Origin of the sequence: Mycolicibacterium novocastrense (assembly GCF_001570485.1) — a bacterium.
In the GTDB taxonomy this organism is placed as follows: domain Bacteria; phylum Actinomycetota; class Actinomycetes; order Mycobacteriales; family Mycobacteriaceae; genus Mycobacterium; species Mycobacterium novocastrense.
The window spans coordinates 28,026-48,039 of sequence record NZ_BCTA01000026.1 but is presented as its reverse complement, the minus strand read 5'-3'; the positions used below and the strand labels follow the sequence as shown (position 1 = coordinate 48,039).

Here is a 20,014-nt window from a genome sequence, read left to right as displayed (position 1 = left end):
TGAGGCGGGCGGTGACATGGGTCTAGTCGACCGCTTCGAGCGCAAGCTCGAGTCGACGGTCGGTGATGCCTTCGCCCGGGTGTTCGGCGGTTCGATCGTCCCGCAGGAGGTCGAGGCGGTGCTTCGGCGGGAGGCCGACACCGGAGCGCGCGAAGTGCTCGGCGGTCAGGTTTTGGCACCGAACGACTACGTCATTACCCTCAGTGTGCCTGACTATCAGAAGGTGAGCGCCGATCCAGACCTCACGTCAGCGACTTTTGCCAAGCACTTGGAGGGATACATCCGTGAGCAGGGGTGGCAAACATATGGTGATGTGGTCGTCAGGTTCGAACAATCACCCACCCTGCACACCGGACAGTTTCGCGCGCGTGGAGCGGTCAATCCCGACACGACCACTGGCCAATCCGCACCACCACCCCATGTACGTGCGTCCAGCGCAGAATCAGGAGTACCACCGATGAGCGACAACCCGACCTACCGCGGCGGCCAGGGGCCGGGAAGGCCCGGCGACGAGTACTACGACCGTCCGCAGGACCGCCCGCAAGATGATCGCTACGGCCGCCCCGATGACCGCGGCCCGTACCCCCCGCCCGAGCAGGGCGGCTACCCGCCGCAGGGCGACCCCTACGGCCCGCGCCAGGGTGGTTACCCCGACCAGGGCGGTTACCCCGACCAGGGCGGTTATCCCGACCAAGGTGGTTACCCGGACCAGGGCGGCTACCCCGACCAGGGCTATCCGCCGCCGTCATACGAGCAGCGCCCCCCGGCCGGTTACGGCCCGCCGCAGGGCGGCTATCCCGACCAGGGTTACCGCCAGGCCCCGGGCGGCTACGGTCCCCCACCCGGCGGGCAGCCCGGCTACGGCGCACCCGACTACGACTACGGTCGTCCCCCGGCCCCCGGCCGCCACGAGGAGGGTGGCTACGGCCGTCCCGAGGGCCGTCCCGAACCCCGGCCCGCCTATCCGGATCAGGGCGGCTACCCGGATCAGGGTGGCTACCCCGACCAGGGCGGCTACGGCGGCCAACCGTACGGTCGCCAGGACCAGGGCTACGGCGCCCCGCCGGACTACGGCCGCTACGGTGACGCGCCCGCCGGCTACGCCGAACCGGGCTACTCCGAGCCCGCAGGCGGCGGCTACGACTACGGTCAGCCGGCCGGTTACGGCGGTGGCTACGGCCAGGCCGACTACGGCACGAGTGGCGCGACCGTCACGCTGCAGCTCGACGACGGCAGCGGCCGCACCTATCAGCTGCGTGAGGGCACCAACGTGATCGGTCGGGGTCAGGACGCGCAGTTCCGGCTGCCCGACACCGGGGTGTCCCGGCGGCATCTGGAGATCCGGTGGGACGGCCAGGTCGCGCTGTTGTCCGACCTGAACTCCACCAACGGCACCACCGTCAACAACGCGCCCGTCCAGGAGTGGCAGCTCGCGGACGGCGACGTGATCCGGCTGGGCCACTCCGAGATCATCGTCCGCGTGCACTGAGCGCCTGGCGGGGCGGAGAAGCTGTCGCTTCCCCCTCATGTCGGTAACCGTCCAAGTATCGTGACGGTGCCGAGGCTGGCTGCGTTGCCGAGGCGGTGCAACGGGATGGAGACGGAGAGGACGTCAGATGCAGGGGTTGGTACTGCAACTGACGCGCGTCGGATTCCTGTTGCTGCTATGGCTGTTCATCTGGTCGGTGCTGAGAATCCTGCGGACCGATCTCTACGCCCCGACCGGTGCTGTCATGGTCCGCCGCGGGCTGCCGCTGCGCGCTTCGCTGCTGCCCAACCGGGCCCGCCGTAACGTGGCCCGGCATCTGGTGGTCATCGAGGGTGCGCTGGCCGGCACCCGCATCACGCTCGGCAGTCAGCCGGTGCTGATCGGGCGGGCCGACGACTCGACGTTGGTCCTCACCGACGACTACGCCTCGACGCGCCACGCGAGGCTGTCGCCTCGAGGTTCGGAATGGTACGTCGAGGACCTAGGATCGACCAACGGCACATACCTCGACAGGGCGAAGGTGACGACGGCGGTACGCGTTCCGATAGGCACGCCGGTTCGGATCGGCAAGACGGTAATCGAGCTGCGCCCGTGACCCTGGTGCTTCGATATGCCGCGCGCAGCGACCGCGGCCTGGTCAGGGCGAACAACGAGGACTCGGTGTACGCCGGCGCCCGCCTGCTCGCGCTGGCCGACGGTATGGGCGGGCACGCCGCGGGCGAGGTGGCCTCTCAACTGGTGATCGCCGCGCTGGCCCACCTCGACGACGATGAACCCGGCGGCGACCTGCTGAGCAAGCTGGACGCCGCGGTGCGCGAGGGCAACTCCGCGATCGCCGCCCACGTGGAGGCCGACCCCGAGCTCGAGGGCATGGGCACCACGTTGACCGCAATTCTGTTCGCGGGCAATCGACTTGGCTTGGTGCACATCGGCGACTCGCGCGGCTACATGCTGCGCGACGGGGAGCTGACCCAGATCACCAAGGACGACACGTTCGTCCAGACGCTCGTCGACGAGGGCCGCATCACCGCCGAGGAGGCTCACAGCCATCCGCAGCGGTCGTTGATCATGCGCGCACTGACCGGCCACGAGGTCGAACCGACCCTCATCATGCGCGAGGCGCGGGCAGGTGACCGTTACCTGCTGTGCTCTGACGGCCTGTCCGACCCGGTCAGCCAGGAGACCATCCTCGAGGCGTTGCAGATCCCCGATGTCGCCGAAAGTGCCGACCGGCTCATCGAATTGGCGCTTCGCGGCGGCGGTCCCGACAACGTCACCGTCGTGGTGGCCGACGTCATCGACAACAATGCCTACGACTACGGCCAGACCCAACCGATCATCGCCGGTGCGGTATCCGGTGATGACGACCAGCCGCCGCCCAACACCGCCGCCGGTCGCGCGTCGGCCTTCAACCCGCGACGCAACGAAGCCAAGCGCGCGCTACCGGAACCGGAGGAACCGCCGCGACCGCCCAAGTCGCGGCGGCGAATGTTCATCGCCGCCGCCCTCGTCGTTCTGGTCGTCCTGGCCGGACTGGCCGTCGGCCGCGAGATCATCCGCAGCAACTTCTACGTCACCGCCCACGACGGCGTCGTCTCGATCATGCGAGGTGTGCCCGGATCCATCCTCGGCTACCCGCTGCAGGAGCCGTACCGACGGGGCTGCCTGACCGAACGCAACGGGCTCACCCTGATCAGTCCGGGCCAGGAACCGCGCGATTGTCAACCACTTCGGGTGAGCGACCTCAAACCCTCCGAACAGCGACAGGTCATCGCCGGATTGCCGACGGGGTCGGAGGATCAGGCGATCACCCAGATCAACCAGCTCGCGCGCGATTCGCTGCTGCCGATCTGCGCACCGCCACCGCCACCGGCCCCGCGCACGACTGCGCCGCACAGTCCGGGGCCGTCGAATGCGCCTGGCCTGCCGAACAATCCGCCGCCTCGCGGCGAGCAGGGCACGCCGGCACCGGAGACTCCGCGAACGGTGACCCCACCGCCGCCGACACCGAAGCCGGCGCCGCCACCACCGGAATCCCCTCGGGCCGAACCGGGCACACCGCCGCCGCCGGAGTCCCCGGAGTCGCCGACGCCCAAACCGCCGCCGCCCCCGACCGTCACCGCGCTGCCGCCCCCGCCACCCGAGCCGGGAGTCAACTGCCGGGAAGTGTCATGACGACCCAACCGCAGTCCGCCGTCTCCGTCGCGCCACCACTTCCCAACCGGCGCAACGCCGAACTGCTCCTGCTGGGTTTCGCCACCGTCATCACCACCCTTGCGCTCCTGCTCGTCGAGGCGAACCAGGAGCAGGGTCTGCACTGGGACCTCGCGCGCTACACCGTGGCGTACATGGCGCTCTTCAGCGGTGCGCACCTGGCGATACGACGTTTCGCCCCGTACGCCGACCCTCTGCTGCTACCGGTCGTCGCGCTGCTGAACGGCTTGGGGCTGGTGATGATTCACCGCCTCGACCTCGCCGCCGGCGAACTGTCCCAGGACGGCCTGGGCGGTACGGCGAACCAGCAGATGCTGTGGACCCTGCTCGGCGTCGTCGGGTTCTCGCTCATCGTGATCTTTCTTCGCGACCACCGGCTGCTGGCCCGCTACGGCTACGTCTGCGGGCTCACCGGCCTGGTGCTGCTCGCCATCCCCGCCGTGCTACCGCGCGCGTTGTCCGAACAGAACGGCGCCAAGATCTGGATTCGCTTGCCGGGCTTCTCGATTCAGCCCGCCGAGTTCTCCAAGATTCTGCTGCTGATCTTCTTCGCCGCGGTCCTGGTGTCCAAGCGCAGCGTCTTCACCAGTGCCGGCAAACACGTCCTGGGCATGGATCTCCCCCGCCCCCGTGACCTCGCGCCGCTGCTGGCCGCATGGATCGCGTCGGTCGGCGTGATGATCTTCGAGAAGGACCTCGGCACCTCGCTGCTGCTGTACGCGTCGTTTCTGGTGCTGGTGTACGCGGCGACCGACCGACTCAGCTGGGTGGTCATCGGGCTGGCCTTGTTCGCCGCGGGAAGCGTTGCGGCGTATCACATGTTCGACCACGTGCAGGTGCGCGTGCAGACGTGGCTCGACCCGTTCGCCGATCCCGACGGCGCGGGTTATCAGATGGTGCAGTCGTTGTTCAGCTTCGCCACCGGAGGGATCTTCGGCACCGGCCTGGGCAACGGTCAGCCCGGTACGGTGCCCGCCGCGTCGACGGACTTCATCATCGCGGCCGTCGGTGAGGAACTCGGTCTGGTGGGGCTGGCCGCGGTGCTGATGCTCTACACGATCGTGATCATCCGCGGCCTGCGTACCGCGATCGCCGTGCGGGACAGCTTCGGAAAGCTCCTCGCCGCGGGCCTGGCCTCGACGCTGGCGCTGCAGCTGTTCATCGTCGTCGGCGGGGTCACCAAGCTCATTCCGCTGACCGGGCTGACCACACCGTGGATGTCCTACGGCGGCTCCTCGCTGCTGGCGAACTACGCCCTGCTGGCGATCCTGGTGCGAATCTCGCACGCTGCGCGGCGTCCGATCATCGCCGGCCCCCAGACACCCACGCCGATCGCGGCGGCCAGCACCGAGGTGATCGAGAAAGTATGAACACCTCGCTGCGCCGCATCGCCGTCACGGTCATGGCCCTGATCGTGCTGTTGTTGGGCAATGCCACGCTGACGCAGGTGTTGACGGCCGACGGGCTGCGCTCGGATCCCCGCAACCAGCGGGTGCTGCTCGACGAGTACTCCCGCCAGCGCGGGCAGATCTCCGCGGGCGGCCAACTGCTGGCGTACTCGGTGTCCACCAACGGCCGATTCCGCTTCCTGCGGGTGTATCCCAATCCGCTGGCCTACGCCCCGGTCACCGGCTTCTACTCGCTGCAGTATTCGAGCAGCGGCTTGGAACGCGCGGAGGACTCCATCCTCAACGGCTCCGACGAGCGGTTGTTCGGCCGCAGGCTCGCCGACTTCTTCACCGGCCGCGACCCGCGCGGCGGCAACGTCGACACCACAATCAGGCCGCAGGTCCAGCAGGCGGCCTGGGACGCGATGGAAGAGGGCTGCGACGGTCCGTGCAAGGGTTCGGTGGTGGCCATCGAGCCGTCGACCGGCAAGATCCTGGCAATGGTGTCGTCGCCGTCCTACGACCCCAACCTGTTGGCCACCCACGACATGGCCGCCCAGACCGAGGCTTGGCAGCGGCTGCGCGACGACCCCGAGTCGCCGCTGCTGAACCGGGCGATCTCCGAGACCTACCCGCCGGGGTCGACGTTCAAGGTGATCACCACCGCGGCGGCACTGCAGCGGGGTGCGACGGTGAACACGCAGCTCACCGCGGCACCGCGAATCCCGTTGCCGGACAGCACCGCAACGCTGGAGAACTTTGGCGGCTCGGCCTGCGGCGGCGGCCCCACCACGTCGCTGCAGGAGGCGTTCGCCCGGTCCTGCAACACCGCGTTCGTCGAGTTGGGGATCGACACCGGCGCCGACGCGCTGCGTTCGGCCGCGCGCGGGTTCGGGCTCGACGCATCGGCCCCGGCGATCCCACTGCAGGTGGTCGAGTCCCGCGTCGGTCCCATCCCCGACGCCGCCGCGCTGGGCATGTCGAGCATCGGGCAGAAGGACGTCGCGCTGACCCCCTTGCAGAACGCCCAGATCGCCGCGGCCATCGCCAACAAAGGGGTGGCGATGAAGCCGTACCTGGTCGATAACCTGAAGGGACCGGACCTCTCGAACATCGCCACGACGGCCCCGCAGGAAGAGCGCCGGGCGGTGTCGGAGCAGGTCGCCGATACACTAACGGACTTGATGGTCGCCGCCGAGCAGGTGACTCAGCAGAAGGGAGCCATCGCCGGCGTGCAGATCGCATCCAAGACCGGCACAGCGGAGCACGGTACCGATCCACGCAACACCCCTCCGCATGCCTGGTACATCGCCTTCGCCCCGGCCCAGGCCCCCAAGGTGGCGGTCGCGGTCCTGGTCGAGAACGGCGGTAACCGGCTGTCGGCAACCGGCGGCGCGTTGGCCGCTCCGATCGGGCGGGCCACCATCGCCGCGGCCCTGCGGGAGGGCTCATGACAGCCCCCCAGCACGCAGTCGGCACAGCATGTGACCAGGGGGCCGTATGACGGCTCGCGTAGGGGTGACGCTGTCGGGGCGCTACCGGTTGCAGCGGCTGATCGCCACCGGCGGCATGGGACAGGTCTGGGAGGCCGTGGACTCCCGGCTGGGCCGTCGGGTCGCGGTCAAGGTGCTCAAGGCGGAGTACTCCACCGACCCCGAGTTCGTCGAGCGGTTCCGCGCCGAGGCGCGCACCGTCGCCATGCTCAACCACCCCGGCATCGCCAGCGTGTACGACTACGGCGAGACCGATATGGACGGCGAGGGGCGCACCGCCTACCTGGTGATGGAGCTCGTCAACGGTGAACCGCTGAACTCGGTGCTGAAACGCACCGGCAGGCTGTCGCTGCGCCATGCCCTCGACATGCTCGAGCAGACGGGCCGCGCCCTGCAGGTCGCCCACAGTGCGGGGCTGGTGCACCGCGACGTGAAGCCGGGCAACATCCTCATCACGCCGACGGGCCAGGTCAAGCTCACCGACTTCGGCATCGCCAAGGCCGTCGACGCCGCGCCGGTGACGCAGACCGGCATGGTGATGGGCACCGCCCAGTACATCGCCCCCGAGCAGGCCCTCGGGCACGACGCCACCGCCGCCAGCGATGTCTACGCGCTGGGAGTCGTTGGCTACGAATCGGTTTCGGGCAAGCGGCCGTTCACCGGTGACGGTGCTCTGACGGTGGCGATGAAGCACATCAAGGAGACACCGCCGCCGCTGCCCGCCGACCTTCCACCCAACGTGCGCGAGCTGATCGAGATCACGTTGGTCAAGAACCCCGGCATGCGATACCGCTCCGGCGGGGCGTTCGCCGACGCGGTGGCCGCGGTGCGCTCCGGTCGGCGCCCGCCGCGGCCGAACGCCGCGCCCTCGATCGGTCGGGCCGCGCCCACCGCTGTGCCGTCGGCCACCCAGGCCCGCGCCGCCGCCGACATGACCGGCCGCGCCCCGGCCACCGCCGCCCGCCCCCGCTCGGCGACCGGCAGCCATCGGCCTCCCCCGCCGCGGCGGACGTTCTCCTCGGGCCAGCGCGCGCTGTTGTGGGCCGCCGGCGTGCTGGGAGCGCTGGCGATCATCATCGCGATTCTGATCGTGCTCAACGCCCAGGACCGCCAGGACCGCCAGACCCCACCGCCCACGATCACCAACACGATCACCGAGACCACCCCGTTCGAGTCACCCGCGGCGCTTCCCGACGGGGCCGTCGAAGAAAGCGGTGGCGGTCGTGAGGGACAATCAGGGGTAACCACACCGCAGGCGATGGCGTCACCGGCAATGCCGCCGGTATTGCCGTCAGCCCCGGCACAGGAGCCCTACCAGTGGCGTTCGGCTCCAGAACAGACATTGCAATGACGACCCCGCAACACCTGTCCGACCGCTATGAGCTCGGCGAGATCCTCGGCTTCGGGGGTATGTCCGAGGTCCACCTCGCGCGCGACGTACGGCTGCACCGCGACGTCGCGATCAAGGTGCTGCGCGCCGACCTCGCCCGCGACCCGAGTTTCTATCTGAGGTTCCGCCGCGAGGCCCAGAACGCCGCGGCCCTCAACCACCCGGCGATCGTCGCGGTCTACGACACCGGCGAGGCCGAGACCCCGCAAGGCCCGCTGCCCTACATCGTCATGGAGTACGTCGACGGCGTGACGCTGCGCGACATCGTCCACAACGACGGCCCCATGGAGCCGCGGCGGGCCATCGAGGTGATCGCCGACGCCTGCCAGGCGCTGAACTTCAGCCACCAGCACGGCATCATCCACCGCGACGTCAAACCGGCCAACATCATGATCAGCAAGACCGGTGCGGTGAAGGTGATGGACTTCGGCATCGCCCGGGCACTGGCCGACGCCAACAGCGTCACCCAGACCGCGGCGGTGATCGGCACCGCGCAGTACCTCTCGCCCGAACAGGCCCGCGGCGAGAAGGTCGACGCCCGTTCCGACGTCTACTCGCTGGGCTGCGTGCTCTACGAAATCCTCACCGGCGAGCCACCTTTCATCGGTGACTCACCGGTGGCGGTGGCCTACCAGCACGTCCGTGAGGATCCGGTACCGCCGTCGCAGCGCAATCCCGCGATCGGCCCCGAACTGGACGCGGTGGTGCTCAAGTCGTTGGCCAAAAACCCCGACAACCGGTATCAGACCGCCGCCGAGATGCGCGCCGATCTGGTCCGGGTGCACAGCGGGGAGCAGCCGGAGGCGCCCAAGGTGTTCACCGACGCCGAACGCAGCTCGCTGCTGTCGGCGCCGACGGGCCATGAGCGCACCGAGCCGATCGACCCGATGCCACCGGTGCCGGCCCCCGACGACTCCGACCGCGACCGCCGCGGCTCGGTCGCCCGGTGGCTGGCAGCGGTCGCGGTGCTGGCCGTTCTAACTGTCGTGGTCACCGTCGCGATCAACATGTTCGGCGGAACCACCCGCAACGTCGAAGTGCCCGACGTCAGCGGTCAGCCGTCGGCGGACGCGATCGCCGAGCTGCAGAACCGCGGATTCAAGACCCGGACCCAGCAGCGGCCCGACTCGACGGTCCCCCCCGACCACGTCATCAGCACCGACCCCAGCGCCGACACGTCGGTCGGAGCGGGCGAGGAGATCACCCTCAACGTCTCCACCGGCCCTGAGCAGCGCGAGATCCCCGACGTCAGGAACCTGACCTACACCCAGGCGACGGAACGGTTGAAAGAGGCCGGCTTCGAGAGGTTCAAATCGTCATCCTCACCGTCGACACCCGAGCTGAAGGACAAGGTGCTCGGCACCAATCCCCCGGCCAATCAGACGTCCGCGATCACCAACGAGATCACCGTCATCGTCGGCTCCGGTCCCCAGAGCCGTCCCGTGCCGAACGTCGAGAACCAGCCGGAGGCGCCGGCGCGCGAGATCCTGACCGCCGCCGGGTTCACCAATGTGGTGTCGGTCCAGGTCGACAGCCCCGAACCCTGCGGACAGGTCATCGGCACGCTGCCTGCGGCCGGACAGGACTCCGCGGTCGACTCCCCCATCCAGCTGCAGCTGTCGGCGTGCAACCAGTTCGTGATGCCCGACCTGCGGGGCATGTTCTGGGTGGACGCGGAGCCGCGGCTGCGCGCGCTGGGCTGGACGGGTTTCCTGGACAAGGGCGCCGACGTGCAGAACAGCGGTCAGCGCACCAATGCGGTGGTGACTCAGAACCCGGCGCCCGGCAGCGGGGTCAACTTCGGGGACACGGTCACGCTGAACTTCGCGTCGTAGCGGCTTGTCGGCCGGCGGCGATGGCGCCGGCGACCTCGTCCTCCAATTGCCGCACCAGCGACTCGGCGGGCGCGGCGCCGCAGTAGCCGAGCCAGTTCGCCAGCATCCGGTGACCACCCTCGGTCAGGATCGACTCGGGGTGGAATTGCACGCCGTGGATCGGCAGCCCGACGTGGCGCACCGCCATGATGACGCCCCCCTCGGTGCGTGCGGTCACCTCGAGTTCGTCGGGCACCGTTTCGGGCAGGATGGTCAGCGAGTGGTACCTGGTGGCGGTGAAGGGATTCGGAAGTCCTTGCATCACACCGGAATCGGTGTGATGGACGACGCTGGTCTTACCGTGCAGCAGTTCGGGTGCGCGGTCCACGGTGCCGCCGAACGCGACCCCGATCGCCTGGTGCCCGAGGCACACGCCCAGAAGCGGGGTTCGCGCCGCCGCGCACGCCTTGACGAGCGGGATCGAGGCGCCGGCCCGCTCGGGCGTACCCGGGCCGGGGGACAGCAGCACACCGTCGAAATCAGCGGCGGCCTTGGCGATATCGGCGTCGGTGGCCAGCCGGTCGTCGTCGTTGCGCCATACCTGCGCCTGAACCCCGAGCTGACCGAGGTACTGCACGAGGTTGAACACGAAGCTGTCGTAGTTGTCGACGACCAAGACCTGCATCAGCCCAGGTTACTGGGTGCCCGCTCGGCCCACCGGGTCGTGGCGGGTGCGACGTGCCACACCGGGCGAGGCCGCGATCAATATCCGATCGGGCCCGCGGGCTTGGCGAACTGCATGCGCAGCGGCTCCTTGTGGCCGACCAGTTCGACCGACGCCCGCGGCTCTTCCGAATAGCCCAGGCCGAACCGCACCACGTACTGGCGATAGAGGGTGACCAGGGGAGCGGCCGCCAACGCGGCCTGCATCGCGCGCGCATCACCGATCGCGGTGATGACATAGGGCGGGCTGTACGTGCGCCCGTTGAGCAGCAGGGTGTTGCCGACGCACCTGGGCGCGGAGGTGCCGATGATGCGTTGGTCCTGCATCTGGATGCCCTCGGCCCCGGCGCTCCACAACGCGTTGAGGACGGCGTCGATGTCCTGCTGGTGCACCACGAGGTCGTCGGGCGTGGCGTCGCGGGGGAAGCGGCCCTCGGCGTCGCGTTGCGCGTCGTTGAGCGTGACGACCAGGCCGGGTCCGCGCAGTGGCTCCAGGCCCGCCTCGGAGGCCAACCGCGCCGAGCGCGCGGTGATCGCGGTCAGGGCCGCATCCGCACCCGGACTGCCCCCGTGATGGCTGTCGACGGACGACACCAACGCGTCGCGTTCTGCGCTGAGCCGGTCCACGGACTGTTGAGTCTCGCGGACCAGGTCGACAAGACGCGGGGCGTCGCTGCGGCGGATCTCGTCACCACCGGAGACACCGTGGGTGGCGGCAAGCAACAGGCCGGCGAGCAGACAGACCACCGGCACCCCGTACCGCCACGCCGACGACCACCGGCCGACCGTTTTGGGCGTCGGCTTTCGATGATGCGACCGCTGCAACTGGCTTCCCTGAATCTGAAGTGCCGGGCCTGGGTTAGGCTCGTACGTACATCGTCGCATTCAGTTGTCCCGAAGGTACCCATGCCCAAGTCCAAGGTCCGCAAGAAGAACGACTTCGCCACGAACCCGGTGAGCCGGACGCCCGTCAAGGTCAAAGCCGGGCCGTCGAGCACCTGGTTCGTCGTGCTGTTCGTCAGCTTGATGCTGATCGGCCTGGTCTGGCTGCTGGTCTTCCAGTTGGCGTCCTCGGCCATCCCGTTCCTCGCGGAGCTCGGCCCGTGGAACTACGCGATCGCCTTTGCCTTCATGATCACCGGGCTGTTGCTCACCATGCGGTGGCGCTGAGACAGCCTGCCTTGAATTGAATTCATCCCTGTCGCTTCGCGTTACCGTGCCAGCAACCATCCGGTAACCGGATCACACGGATGTGATTCATCCCCATTGGGGATAGCACTTGTGGATAACCGCATACATCCCGGTGGAAGGGTGTGTAGAACTCGTGCAGCAAACTCAATGGAGCCCAGCTACCGGTGGCATCGCGGCGTGTGCCGTAGGCGGAATTATCTTGGCTGCGGTCGCTGTGAGCCTGATCACAGACCCGCCGGGGCGCCTTCTCGGCGGTGTTGCCGGGGTGAGTTTGCTCGTGTTCGCAATCTTCTCGTGGCGCGCGCGGCCGAAGCTGGCAATCAAAAATGACGCCCTCGTCAGTCGCGGGTGGTTCGGCACGAAGGTTTTGCCGCGCACCGAGATCAAACTGATCCGGATCACCGAGTTCCGGCGGTTGGCCCGCAAAGTCCGGCTTCTTGAGATCGACACCAACAGCGGGGACCTGATCGTGTTCACCCGGTGGGATCTGGGCACCGACCCGTTGCACGTGCTCGACGCGCTGACCCAGGCCGGCTACGCCGGCCCGGGTTCCTCCTGAGCGATTACGTTGCCGGCGCCGAGACTGCGGTTACTGATGCGTACGGCGCGAACTTTGTCAGAAACCGTCGTCTCGGTGCGGTAAACCTTCGGCGGTCGCGCGTCAGGCGATCGTGATCGAGTCGACGACCACCGGGTCGGTCGGCCGGTCGCTGCGGTCGGTCGCAGTGGTCGCGATCGCGTCGACGACCTTCTGGGACTCGGGGTCGACAACCTCGCCGAAGATCGTGTGCTTGCGATTCAGATGCGGGGTCTTGGTGACCGTGATGAAGAACTGCGACCCGTTGGTGCCCGGGCCGGCGTTGGCCATCGCCAGCAGGTAGGGCCGGTCGAACTGCAACTCGGGGTGGAATTCGTCTTCGAACTTGTAACCCGGTCCGCCGCGACCCGTACCGGTCGGGTCGCCGCCCTGGATCATGAAGCCGTCGATGACGCGGTGAAAGACCACGCCGTCGTAGAAGGGTCCGGACGTGCCTCCCGATGCGTTCTCACCGCTGTAGTCCTTGGTGCCCTGCGCCAGGCCGACGAAGTTGGCCACGGTCTTGGGCGCATGGTTTCCGAAGAGTGCGATCTTGATGTCGCCGCGGTTGGTGTGCAGTGTCGCGGTCGCTGTCTGAATGGGGCTCGTCACGGGTTGCCAGTGTGCCACGCCGCGTTCGACGCCCTTCCGGCACCGTTGGGTTCGGGTAAATGGCAGGCTGTTGTGGTCGCACCCCCGGCCGCGAGAAAGGCACCCCCATGACCACCAGGACCGAGACCCGGTTGACCCCCGGCCAGCGCTTGAGCCGCGGCCTGAAGTACACGGCGGTCGGGCCGGTCGATGTCACGCGCGGCGCATTGGGCCTCGGGGTCAACGGCGCGCAGTCGTCGGCGGCGTGGGTGGGGGAGCGGTATCGCCGCGGCCGCATCAAGGCTCAGCTGAGCGAGGATCTGGCCGCCGCGCAGGAGGCGATCGCGCAGGAGCTCGCCGCGGCGCAGGAAGTCGTGTCCCAGGTTTTGCAGGGAGCGGCCCCGGCGCGTGCGGCGAAGGCCCGGCAGCGCAGGCGCCGGCTGGTGTTCGCAGCGGCCGGTGTCGTCGTGGTGGCCGGGGGAGCGGTGGCGTTCTCTATCGTGCGCAGGTCGACACAGCCGGAGCCGTCGCCGCTGCCGCCCAGTGTGGAAGTGACGCCGAAACCCTGAGCGCTGTCACCGCTGCAGTTTGACGAGCCCCTCCTGAGTCACGTGCGTGCCGTCACCGGACCGGCCAATCCGGGTTGCACTAAAAGTTCCGGAACGGAGGGCACTGGGAAAGCTGCATGGCCGTGCGCACCGTCAGTACTCGAGCGCCGCCAGAACCTCATCACATTGGAAGATTCGGTCATATCTGCCAGTTGTGCGCTGCCTGAGAATCCCCCGTTCAACCAACTTCGAGATGGCGGTGTTGGCCGCCTGATACGAGACGCCGTATAACTTCGCCGCCAGCGAGGCGGTGATCATCGGATAGCCGATCAGGTCGTCGGCAATTCGAAGCGAGACGCCCTTGGAACCCTGCAACGTCATCTGAAAGCTCTCCCTAAGAGCGAGGAGTTTGTCGACGCGTGCGATCACTTCGAGCGCCTCGGCGTGAATGGCCGCTGAGATGAAGCAGATCCAGGGATCCCACTCACCGGTTTGAGATACGCGAAGCAGACCGTCCTGATACTCGGTTCTGTTCTGCTCAAGCCAGGGGGAGATGTTCAAGACCGGGTAGCGGAGATCTCCCGAAGCCATCAACTGAAGCGCCATCACCAGCCGCCCTAATCGGCCGTTGCCATCGTGGAAGGGGTGCAACGTCTCAAACTGGTAGTGCGCGGCGGCAACACGAATGATCGTCGGTATCGGACTTCTGGCGTCCCGGATCCAGGCTTGCCAAGCATCGAGCCCATCCAGGAGCCGATGGTCGGCGGGCGGCGGGACAAACCGCGCCGAAGTGACCCGACGATTGCCCACGCCGATGAACACCTGGGTTGTGCGTACGCTCCCGGCGTGCGGCCCATCACTCGCCGTGCCGCGCAACAACTCTTGCTGCAAATCTTCCAGCATGCGTATTGATATGGGTTGGCCTCGGGCCACCAGTTCGTAGGCACGCTCTGCGGCGGTCACGTAATTGCGGACTTCACTCACCGAGGCGGTTATCTCGTCAGCGTCTAGGAAGTCTGCTTCGAAAACATCGGATAGGGCCGCGTAGGTGCCCTCGAGCGCCGACGTGCTGACAGCTTCTCGACGTGTGGCTGGACGCGCGAGTAATGCGGGGTTCGGCAGGAGCGACGCCGCCTGGTCAGCGCGCGCCATCGCTGCAGTGGCATCGACAACCGCGTTGTACGTCGCCGCCTCGAGCTGTAGTTCAACGGGGAGCGGATCAGGTACGAACGCGACGCAGTCGTAATCTTCTTTGAACCGTGGGTCGTAGCCCGATATGTGAACGAGTTGTCCTATCGGGCTGGCACGCAGCTTTTCTACATCCATCACAGGTCCCACCTGTCGCAGTGCCACAACCTTGAAAACCAGGTCTGTAATTTCAAGGTTAACGGCTTAACCTTGAAAAGTGACACGCGAATGTGTGCGCCGGTGTTGGCACGCAGACAGCGTCGGAAGAAACTCGATCCACCGCCTCAGGCGGTTCAACTTGTGGAGCCTAGGAGAATCGAACTCCTGACATCTACCTTGCAAAGGTAGCGCTCTACCAACTGAGCTAAGGCCCCTGGTTTGCAGGCGGCGCATCGGGCGCCGCGTGCCACACCTCGATGCCGTGGCGCGAGCGCCAGACCGCGACGGTGGCTGCCGCGGCGATCGCCGTGACGATCAGCAGCACCCGTCTCATGGTGTGAACCTTTCCGTGGGGCTAGGAGGACTCGAACCTCCGACCTCTTCGTTATCAGCGAAGCGCTCTAACCGCCTGAGCTATAGCCCCGTTACCGCCGGGATGGCCGAGCGACGAGATTACCGCAATCGTGGGCTCGCGCCCAAACCGCGGTCTACGCCTCAATCCCCGTCGGCGAACCGACAATCGATCCGTCGGCGAGCCAGCAATCAATCCCGGTCGGCGAGCGTGACTTCCACGCCCCCGACCAAGTCCGTGGTCAAGTTGTAGATGAAGGCGCCGATGGTCGCCATCGCGGTCAGCAGCACGATGTTGACCAACCCGATCAGCGTCGCACCGCCGAAGATGGTTCCGCTGGACACCAATTCACCGCCGGAACCCCCGCCGGCGCTGGTGAGCAGGTCGCCGACGTTGGTGTTGAGCTTGCTCCACACGCCCATGCCGCCGAGCACGAGGTACAGGAACGCGACGGCGATCATCCACACGAAGAACAGCGCGACCGACAGCACCGCCGACACCTTGAGCGTGCTCCAGGGGTCGATCCGGCGGATCTGCATGCTGGCCCGCACCGGGCCCTTGTGCCGGGTGCCGACCTGGACGCGCGCCCCGGACGCGGGCCGGCTTCCGGCCTCCGGGTGCGGACGGTCGGCGGGCTTGCGCTGCTGGGCCGGGCGCGGCATCGGCCCGGACAGGTCCGGTAACTCGCTGGCGTACGCCTCGGGACGCGGTTGCTCGGGCCGCTCGCTGCGCGCCGGGACCTCCTCGGTGGGCGTCCCAGCGCCGACGATGAACCGATTCGGCCGGGCGCCGGCCGCGGGCGAGTTGTTCGGAGTACCGCGCTGGTCCTCGACCGCACGCTCGGGGGGATGGCCGTCGTCACCGGGGCCCTCGCCGCGCGGTCCGGGTGCTGGAGCCCGCCTCGGCGGCTCCGGGGGGCGCTGGCCCGGGTGCGGGGTCCGCGCCGCGGGGCCCCGCTGCCATGGCGGCACCTCGGCGCGGTCCGGGACCTCGGATCGGGCGCCGGGGGCGTCCTGGTTGGTCGCGGAGCCGTTGGCGCCGCCTGGACCGTCGCCCCCGCGGGGGTGTCCCGGCTCGTTCGGTGAACTCACCTACGGCTCCTCACTGGTCCCGTCCCCGGATCAGGCACCGGGGTCGGTGTTGACCTCGTCGGTGCTGTCGCCTTCCTCCGCGTTGCGTGCGATGGCTATCAGTGTCGTGCCCTCACCCAGGTTCATCAACCGAACACCCTTGGTTTGCCGCCCGGCCTTGCGAACCTGGCGAGCCGCCGTCCGGATGACGCCCCCACCGGAGGTGATGGCGTACAACTCTGTGTCGTCATCGACGATCAACGCTCCCACAAGATTGCCACGGCGCTTGTCGAATTGGATCGTCAGGACCCCTTTACCGCCGCGTCCCTGTACCGGGTACTCGTCGATCGCGGTGCGCTTGGCGTATCCGCCGGACGTGGCGACCAGCAGATACGTATCCGGTCGCACGACGTTGAGCGACAACAGCTCGTCGTCGGTGTTGAATCGCATGCCCTGCACGCCGGAGGTCGCACGACCCATCGGCCGCAGCGCCTCATCGGTTGCCGAGAACCGGATCGACTGCCCCTTGGCCGAGACCAGCAGCAGGTCGTCGTCGGCCGAACACAAGACCGCGCCGACGAGCTCGTCGCCGTCGCGCAGGTTCACCGCGACGATGCCGCCGGAGCGGTTGGAGTCGAAGTCCACCAGCCGCGACTTCTTCACCAGCCCCTTGCGGGTGGCCAACACGAGGTACGGCGCATCCTCGTAGGTCTTGAGCTGGATGACCTGTGCGATCCGTTCTTCCGGCTGGAACGCCAGCAGGTTCGCCACATGCTGGCCCCGCGCGGTGCGCGACGCCTCGGGCAGTTCGTATGCCTTGGCGCGGTAGACCCGACCCTGGGTGGTGAAGAACAGGATCCAGTCGTGCGTCGAGCAGACGAAGAAGTGGTTGACGATGTCGTCCTGTTTGAGCCCGGCGCCCTGCACGCCCTTACCACCGCGCTTCTGGCTGCGGTATAGGTCGGTCTTGGTGCGCTTGGCGTAACCGGTCTCGGTGATGGTGACGACGACGTCCTCGCGAGCGATGAGGTCCTCGTCGGCGACCTCCCCGTCGGCGGCCACGATCCTGGTGCGCCGGTCGTCGCCGTACTTGTCGACGATCTCTTTGAGTTCATCGCGAACGATCGCGCGCTGCCGTTCGGGCTTGGCCAGGATGTCCTCGAGGTCGGCGATCTCGGCCTCGATCTTGGCCAGGTCGTCGACGATGCGCTGGCGTTCCAGGGCGGCCAGGCGGCGCAGCTGCATGTCCAGGATCGCCTGGGCCTGGATGTCGTCGATGTCGAGCAGCTCGATCAGGCCCTGGCGCGCCACGTCGACGGTCTCCGACGCCCGGATCAACGCGATCACCTCGTCGAGTGCGTCGAGCGCCTTGACCAGACCGCGCAGGATGTGGGCCCGCTCGTTGGCCTTGCGCAACCGGTACCGGGTGCGACGCACGATCACGTCGAGTTGGTGGTTGACGTAGTGGCGGATCAGCTGGTCGAGGCGCAGCGTGCGCGGAACACCGTCGACGATGGCCAGCATGTTGGCCCCGAAGCTGGTCTGCAGCTGGGTGTGCTTGTAGAGGTTGTTGAGCACCACCTTGGCCACCGCATCGCGCTTGATCTCGATGACGATGCGCAGCCCGACCCGGTCGCTGGACTGGTCCTCGATGTTGGAGATGCCGGCCAGCTTGCCGTCGCGGACCTGCTCGGCGACCGAGGTGATGAAGTTGTCGTGGTTGACCTGATACGGCAGCTCGGTGATGACGATGCCGGTGCGGCCGCGGCTGTCCTCTTCGATCTCCACCACACCACGCATGCGCACCGACCCGCGGCCGGTGGTGTACATGTCGGAGATGCCCTGGGATCCGACGATCAGGCCGGAGGTGGGAAAGTCCGGGCCTTTGACGCGTTCGGTGACGGCGGCCAGCGTGGCCTCCTCGTCGGCCTCGAAATTCTCCAGGCACCAGTACACCGCGTCGGCCAGCTCACGCAGGTTGTGCGGCGGAATGTTGGTGGCCATACCGACGGCGATACCGCCCGAACCGTTGGCCAACAGGTTGGGGAACCGGCTCGGCAGGACGGTGGGTTCCTGCACCCGCCCGTCGTAGTTCGGGATGAAATCGACTGTCTCCTCGTCGATTTCGCGCAGCATCTCCATCGCCAGGGGAGTGAGCCGCGCCTCCGTGTTGTGGCTGACGAAGCCGTTTGTGATGAACGAGTGGTCATCGGTGTCGACCCTCAGGCTGTACACCGGCTGCACACCGCTATCAGTCACGGATGCCACACGCGCGTAGTAGAACCGGCCGTCGGTGAGTTCCTGAGCGATTGCCCGGACGTCGGGATCGGCGATGCGGCCGAGAATCTCAGCACCATCGCGTTGCCAGCGAGACAGCCGGTCGATGTTGTGTCTGTTCAGCCAGTCCTTGTCGACCCAGCGGCTGCCGCTGTGCTTACGAACGAATTGGGCGAGACCCGGCACGTAGTCGCCGTCCCGGCCGGCCGCCGCCTGGGGAAGTGCGTCCAATAGACCCTGCAGCTTCGCCTGCTTTATTCCGCCGAATCCGATCTGCGCAGCGAACAGTTCAGCCTGGGCCCTGCTTGTCAGCACGACCTTGTGCTCCCCGGTGGCGTGCACGTAGCGGCGCGAGATCACCCCGAATTCCAACAGCATCTGCTGGATGTCCTTGGCAAGACGTCCGCTGCGGGTCGAATACGAGACCTGAATCGTGTTCCTCGGCAACGCAGAACACGATCCGTCTCCCTCGAACAGCGCCTGCAGGAACACTCGCTTGACGGCAGCCGGTGCCTTCCACAACCATTCCGGCACCGCCTTGTCGGCTGAGCGCTGCCCAACCAACTCGCCGAGTCGAGACTTCTTCAGCGCCGTCAAATTATGTACGTCGAGTTCGTGGAGTAGGGAGCCCGAGGCGATGGTGCGCGACGATACGTAGCGGGGGCCGCCGACAATTGTGTCGTAAGCAGTCAGGACGGCGTTGAAGAACTCGCGGTCCAGATTGTTGAAGCCAGCACGGTTTTCCGATACGAAACCCTCGCTGATGAAGGCTCCGAGTAGTAGCGCCTCGAAAGCATCCTGCCAGTCCGCGGGACCGAACTCCGTCGGCGGGGTGCGCTGGAGAACCACGTGGTCGCCTGGTCGAATTTCTTCGGTCAGCTTCCACAGCAGCGTCGGCACACCACCCACGTCAACCAGGCATAGCAACGGGTGGTTGGCAGTGCCCGTGACCTCATAGCCTTCTGCGGTGCGAACGGTGTATGTCTCATGTTCGCCGGAATGGAACAATTTGTCGGCAACCACAGGGTCCCCGTGCCGGTCGAGGACCTTGAGATCAATGGCGTTGTCCGAGCTCGACCGCGCGCCCGCTACGACATCACGGATCCGTACGGATTGCCCGAATGGCAAGCGCACCAGCGCATCACCTGTGACGCAGTACCTCATGGCGGCCGGCGGGTCGTTGCCCGGCGAACCGAAGTTGCCCTGCCCGTCGACCAGCGGGTAGCGCAGCGACCACGGCTGGGCCATACGCACGAGGGTGTCGTAGATCGAGGCGTCACCGTGCGGGTGGTAGTTACCCATCGTCTCGGCTACGGAGCGTGCGGATTTCGCGTGGCTGCGGTCCGGGCGGAAACCGGAGTCGAACATCGCGTAGAGCACACGGCGGTGCACGGGCTTGAGCCCGTCGCGCACCTCGGGCAGCGCGCGCCCGACGATCACGCTCATCGCGTAGTCGATGTAGCTGCGCTGCATCTCCTGCTGGATGTCGACCGGCTCGATGCGGTCGCCTGCTTCGTCGCCGGGGGGCAACGTCGTATCAGTCATCAATC

The 20,014-nt window shown here is 67.4% G+C and carries 17 protein-coding genes and 2 tRNA genes; 10 read left to right on the top strand and 9 right to left on the bottom strand.

What is annotated here, in order from left to right:
- The first annotated feature begins 16 nt into the window (after positions 1–16).
- The 7 genes from RMCN_RS08590 to pknB all read left to right on the top strand — a co-directional run bounded on the left by RMCN_RS08590 (position 17) and on the right by pknB (position 9,809).
- The gene (locus RMCN_RS08590; RefSeq protein ID WP_067388396.1) at positions 17–1,489 is read left to right on the top strand and encodes an FhaA domain-containing protein; all 1,473 of its coding nucleotides are present in this window, start codon (positions 17–19) and stop codon (positions 1,487–1,489) included.
- 127 nt (positions 1,490–1,616) lie between these two features.
- Positions 1,617–2,084, top strand: a complete 468-nt coding sequence (locus RMCN_RS08585; protein WP_064394676.1) for an FHA domain-containing protein FhaB/FipA — start codon at positions 1,617–1,619, stop codon at positions 2,082–2,084.
- Entirely contained in the window at positions 2,081–3,664 is a 1,584-nt protein-coding gene (locus RMCN_RS08580; RefSeq protein WP_067388394.1) for a PP2C family protein-serine/threonine phosphatase, read from the top strand. The genes RMCN_RS08585 and RMCN_RS08580 overlap by 4 nt, the downstream gene beginning before the upstream one ends.
- Positions 3,661–5,073 (top strand): peptidoglycan glycosyltransferase RodA, encoded by a 1,413-nt coding sequence (locus tag RMCN_RS08575; RefSeq protein WP_067388392.1) that lies wholly within the window; start codon positions 3,661–3,663, stop codon positions 5,071–5,073. Before RMCN_RS08580 ends, RMCN_RS08575 begins: the two co-directional genes overlap by 4 nt.
- A complete protein-coding gene (gene pbpA / locus RMCN_RS08570; RefSeq protein WP_064415284.1) occupies positions 5,070–6,545 on the top strand; it encodes a D,D-transpeptidase PbpA in 1,476 nt (491 codons plus the stop codon). Before RMCN_RS08575 ends, pbpA begins: the two co-directional genes overlap by 4 nt.
- Positions 6,546–6,591: 46 nt before the next feature.
- The gene (locus RMCN_RS08565; protein WP_064415285.1) at positions 6,592–7,935 is read left to right on the top strand and encodes a protein kinase domain-containing protein; all 1,344 of its coding nucleotides are present in this window, start codon (positions 6,592–6,594) and stop codon (positions 7,933–7,935) included.
- Entirely contained in the window at positions 7,932–9,809 is a 1,878-nt protein-coding gene (gene pknB, locus RMCN_RS08560; RefSeq protein ID WP_064415286.1) for a Stk1 family PASTA domain-containing Ser/Thr kinase, read from the top strand. The genes RMCN_RS08565 and pknB overlap by 4 nt, the downstream gene beginning before the upstream one ends.
- Here pknB and RMCN_RS08555 read toward each other — a convergent pair.
- Both RMCN_RS08555 and RMCN_RS08550 read right to left on the bottom strand, forming a co-directional pair.
- The gene (locus RMCN_RS08555) at positions 9,787–10,473 is read right to left on the bottom strand and encodes an aminodeoxychorismate/anthranilate synthase component II (RefSeq protein ID WP_067388390.1); all 687 of its coding nucleotides are present in this window, start codon (positions 10,471–10,473) and stop codon (positions 9,787–9,789) included. The genes pknB and RMCN_RS08555 overlap by 23 nt on opposite strands.
- A 77-nt stretch (positions 10,474–10,550) precedes the next feature.
- Entirely contained in the window at positions 10,551–11,336 is a 786-nt protein-coding gene (locus RMCN_RS08550) for a DUF881 domain-containing protein (RefSeq protein WP_409366046.1), read from the bottom strand.
- 81 nt (positions 11,337–11,417) lie between these two features.
- Here RMCN_RS08550 and crgA point away from each other — a divergent pair, with 81 nt between their 5' ends.
- A complete protein-coding gene (crgA, locus tag RMCN_RS08545) occupies positions 11,418–11,681 on the top strand; it encodes a cell division protein CrgA (protein ID WP_064415289.1) in 264 nt (87 codons plus the stop codon).
- Between the two features lie 154 nt (positions 11,682–11,835).
- Positions 11,836–12,261: a PH domain-containing protein gene (locus tag RMCN_RS08540; protein ID WP_064415290.1), complete on the top strand. Its 426-nt coding sequence runs from the start codon at positions 11,836–11,838 to the stop codon at positions 12,259–12,261.
- Between the two features lie 102 nt (positions 12,262–12,363).
- On the opposite strand, the gene RMCN_RS08535 is transcribed toward RMCN_RS08540, so the two are convergent.
- The gene (locus RMCN_RS08535; protein ID WP_064401181.1) at positions 12,364–12,891 is read right to left on the bottom strand and encodes a peptidylprolyl isomerase; all 528 of its coding nucleotides are present in this window, start codon (positions 12,889–12,891) and stop codon (positions 12,364–12,366) included.
- A gap of 107 nt (positions 12,892–12,998) precedes the next feature.
- Here RMCN_RS08535 and cwsA point away from each other — a divergent pair, with 107 nt between their 5' ends.
- Positions 12,999–13,439, top strand: a complete 441-nt coding sequence (cwsA, locus tag RMCN_RS08530) for a cell wall synthesis protein CwsA (protein WP_067388387.1) — start codon at positions 12,999–13,001, stop codon at positions 13,437–13,439.
- Between the two features lie 132 nt (positions 13,440–13,571).
- Here cwsA and RMCN_RS08525 read toward each other — a convergent pair whose 3' ends face one another.
- From RMCN_RS08525 to gyrA, 6 genes are all read right to left on the bottom strand, one after another.
- Positions 13,572–14,744 carry a Fic family protein gene (locus RMCN_RS08525; RefSeq protein ID WP_064415292.1) on the bottom strand — a complete coding sequence of 391 codons (1,173 nt, stop codon included), beginning with the start codon at positions 14,742–14,744 and terminating at the stop codon, positions 13,572–13,574.
- 163 nt (positions 14,745–14,907) lie between these two features.
- Positions 14,908–14,980 (bottom strand) — tRNA-Ala (locus RMCN_RS08520).
- The gene (locus RMCN_RS31840) at positions 14,971–15,099 is read right to left on the bottom strand and encodes a hypothetical protein (RefSeq protein ID WP_263987679.1); all 129 of its coding nucleotides are present in this window, start codon (positions 15,097–15,099) and stop codon (positions 14,971–14,973) included. The genes RMCN_RS08520 and RMCN_RS31840 overlap by 10 nt, the downstream gene beginning before the upstream one ends.
- A gap of 16 nt (positions 15,100–15,115) precedes the next feature.
- Positions 15,116–15,189: transfer RNA gene (locus RMCN_RS08515), tRNA-Ile, on the bottom strand.
- A gap of 119 nt (positions 15,190–15,308) precedes the next feature.
- Positions 15,309–16,208, bottom strand: coding sequence for a DUF3566 domain-containing protein (locus RMCN_RS08510; protein ID WP_067388385.1), 900 nt, complete (start codon positions 16,206–16,208; stop codon positions 15,309–15,311).
- Between the two features lie 30 nt (positions 16,209–16,238).
- A complete protein-coding gene (gyrA, locus tag RMCN_RS08505) occupies positions 16,239–20,009 on the bottom strand; it encodes an intein-containing DNA gyrase subunit A (protein ID WP_067388383.1) in 3,771 nt (1,256 codons plus the stop codon).
- Positions 20,010–20,014: the final 5 nt, after the last annotated feature.